Annotated in this window: 1 pseudogene; it reads left to right on the top strand. The window is 69.6% G+C overall.

The annotated features are described in order from the left end of the window. Positions 1-309, top strand: a pseudogene (locus U8525_RS34575) (ISKra4 family transposase); the annotation flags it as partial.

Here is a 309-nt window from a genome sequence, read left to right on the forward strand (position 1 = left end):
ATTGACATGGCGGCTGAGGCGCTGTCGCTCGAAGGCAAGCGGAGGTTGCTTCAAAGCTACGACGCCGACGCCCCCCGCCTCCTCATCGACAGCGCTCCCTGCGCGCGCGTCGGCCGGTACACGGCGAGGTACAAGACGAGGCAAGGGGAAGTCGAAGTAGAGCGCAGCCTCTACCGCCGGATGGGACAGCGCAACGGCCCCACGGTGGACACCGTCAGCTTGCGCGCCGGATGCGTGGCGGACGGCTGGCTGCCCGAGGCAGCGTGCGGCATGGCCCACCTGCTGGCCCATGGGACTTCGCGCGAGGCG

Source organism: Corallococcus sp. RDP092CA, from assembly GCF_041903675.1.
Taxonomy (GTDB): Bacteria; Myxococcota; Myxococcia; order Myxococcales; family Myxococcaceae; genus Corallococcus.